Source organism: Pseudoxanthobacter sp. (assembly GCF_036822375.1).
GTDB lineage: Bacteria > Pseudomonadota > Alphaproteobacteria > Rhizobiales > Segnochrobactraceae > Pseudoxanthobacter.
In genome coordinates this window covers 1-2,728 of record NZ_DAISHT010000326.1, presented here as the reverse complement: position 1 = coordinate 2,728, position 2,728 = coordinate 1, and the positions used below count along the sequence as shown (strand labels likewise).

The 2,728-nt window shown below is 71.7% G+C and carries 3 protein-coding genes; all 3 read left to right on the top strand.

Annotated elements, in window-relative coordinates:
* Positions 1–155, top strand: a 155-nt coding sequence (locus V7067_RS17170; protein ID WP_334177107.1) for a biotin/lipoyl-containing protein, incomplete at its 5' end; no start/stop codon positions are given.
* 199 nt (positions 156–354) lie between these two features.
* Positions 355–2,274, top strand: a complete 1,920-nt coding sequence (locus V7067_RS17165) for a methylmalonyl-CoA mutase family protein (RefSeq protein ID WP_334177106.1) — start codon at positions 355–357, stop codon at positions 2,272–2,274.
* Positions 2,275–2,292: 18 nt separating this feature from the next.
* On the top strand, positions 2,293–2,728 hold a 436-nt coding region (locus V7067_RS17160; RefSeq protein WP_334177105.1), incomplete at its 3' end, for a methylmalonyl-CoA mutase family protein.

Sequence of the window (2,728 nt, the reverse complement as noted above, 5' to 3'; positions counted from 1 at the left end):
GTCAGGAAGTGAAGGCGGGCGAGCCGCTGGCCATCGTCGAGGCGATGAAGATGGAGAACGTGCTGCGCGCCGAGCGCGACGGCACCATTGCCAAGATCAACTGCAAGGCGGGCGACAGCCTGGCCGTGGATGCGGTGATCCTCGAGTTCGCCTGATCCCGGGCGAAGAGACAGACCGCCGGCGGCCTGCGGGCTGCCGGCGGACGGTTTAAGGGGGGCTGGCGGCCGGGCCCGGACCGGACGACGGCACGGCGCCTGCGGCGCTGTTTCTGCGGGCGCGTTTGCCCCATGTTCAGACCGGCGCCGAACCGCCCATGAGGCGTGCCCCGCGCCCGGAATCGCGATTGGAGACGTCATGACCGATCTCGTGGCTGAGACCCAGAAGCCGGCCGGTGAAGCGGCGCAGTGGCGGACGCTGGTCGACAAGGTTCTGAAGGGGGCCGACTTCGACCGTGTGCTGACGACGCGCACTTTCGACGGGCTGAAGACCACGCCGCTCTACCCCAAGGCCGAAGGCGATGTCGCCCGTGCGCTGCGCGCCGAACTGGCGCCGTGGACCGTGGTGCAGCGCCTCGATCACCCCGACGCGCGTGAGGCCAACGCGCTGGCGCTCGACGATCTGGAAAACGGGGCCAGCGGCCTCGTGCTGTCGCTGGAAGGCGCGCCGGCGGCGCGCGGTTTCGGCGTGAAGCTCGGCGACGAGCCGTTCGAGACGCTGGACCGCGCCCTTGCCGGTGTGCACCTCGATCTGATTTCGCTGCGTCTGGAAACGGCGCCCTTCAGCGGGCAGATCGGCCGCGAGGCGCTGCTGGAGGTCGTCGCCCGGCGCGGTCTCGACCCGGCTTCGGTGACGATCGATTTCGGCGTCGATCCGCTCGGCGATGCGGTTTACGCGGGCTTCCTGCCGGCACCGTGGGCGGTGCTGGCCGAACGCCTCGCCTCCACGGCTGCCGCGCTCGACAGCCATGGTTTCAGGGGCTCTGCCATCACCGTCGATACCCGGCCGCACCACGAGGCCGGCGCGGCGGAAGCGCAGGAGCTGGCCGCGGCCCTCTCGGCCGGCGTTGCCTACCTGCGCGCGCTGGAGGCCGGCGGCGTGCCGCTGGAGCACGCCCGCGACAGCCTGTCCTTCCTGCTGGTGGCTGACGTGGAGGAATTCCTCACCGTCGCCAAGTTCCGCGCCTTCCGTCGCCTCTGGGCGCAGGTGGAGCGCGCCGCCGGCCTTGAGCCGAAGCCGGTGCGCCTGCTGGCGGAAACCGCATGGCGCTCCGCCACGAAGCGCGATCCGTGGGTCAACCTGCTGCGCGGCACCATCGCGGCGTTTTCCGCCGCGGTCGGCGGTGCCGACGCGCTGACCGTGCTGCCCTACACCGCCCCGCTGGGGCTGGCCGACAATTTCGGCCGCCGCCTGGCCCGCAACACCCAGTCGGTCCTTGCCGAGGAATCGAACCTGTGGCGGGTGGCGGACCCGGCCGCCGGCGCCGGCGGCTTCGAGACGCTGACCGCCGACCTCGCCGCGACGGCGTGGGGGCTGTTCCGCGAGATCGAGGCCGAAGGCGGCCTGCCGGCGGCGCTCGTCTCCGGCAGCTGGCAGAAGCGTCTGGCGGCAACCCGCGCCGAGCGCGCCGCGGCGGTGGCGCGACGCAAGGTGCAGATCACCGGCACCAGCGAGTTCCCCAACCTGACCGAGACGCCGGTCACCGTGCTGGCGCCGCTGCCGGCGGCGCAGGCGGTGCAGAAGCCGGCCGGCGCGGTGACGATCGAGGCGTTCGCGTTCCCCCGCCTTGCCGAGCCCTATGAGGGGCTGCGCGATGCGATGGACGCCTATGTCGCGGCCGGTCACGCGGTGCCGAAGGTGTTTCTGGCCGGTCTCGGTTCGCCCGGCTCGTTCAACGGCCGCGTCGGCTTCGCCCGCGCTGCCTTCGAGGCCGGCGGCCTGCCGGCGTCCGGCAACGAGACGAAGAGCGACATCATCGGCCTCGTGAAGGCGTTCAGGGAATCCGGCGCCACGGCCGTCTGCCTGTGCGGCAGCGACGAGACCTATGCGGCCCCGGCGGATGGCGGCGAAGGCGGCCTTTCCACCGCCGCCGCGGCGGCTGCGGCCTTTGCCGCCGCCGGTGCCGGGCTGGTGGCGCTCGCCGGCCGGCCGGGCGACAACGAGGCGGCCTGGCGGGCCGCCGGCGTCAAGGAATTCCTGTTCGCCGGCGACAATCTCGTCGCCTTCCTCACCCGCGTTCACGGCGTCGTCGGCATCGCCGGCGCGACCACTCTTTGAGGCAAAGGAGCCCGGTCGATGTCCCGTATCCCGGATTTCTCGACGCTCGCATTCGATCCCGCAGCCGCGACCCCGGCGGTTGACCCGGCTGCCGGCGTGGCGCCGTGGGCGACGCCGGAAGGCATTGCGGTGAAGCCGTTCTACACCGCCGCCGACCGCGCCGGCCTTGGCTTCGTCGACAGCTTCCCCGGCATCGCGCCGTTCGTGCGCGGCCCCTACCCGACGATGTACGTCAACCAGCCGTGGACCATCCGCCAGTATGCGGGCTTCTCCACGGCGGAGGATTCCAACGCCTTCTACCGCCGCAACCTTGCGGCCGGTCAGAAGGGGCTGTCGGTGGCCTTCGATCTGGCCACGCACCGCGGCTACGATTCCGATCACCCGCGCGTGGCCGGCGATGTCGGCATGGCCGGCGTGGCGATCGATTCCATCTATGACATGCGCACGCTGTTCT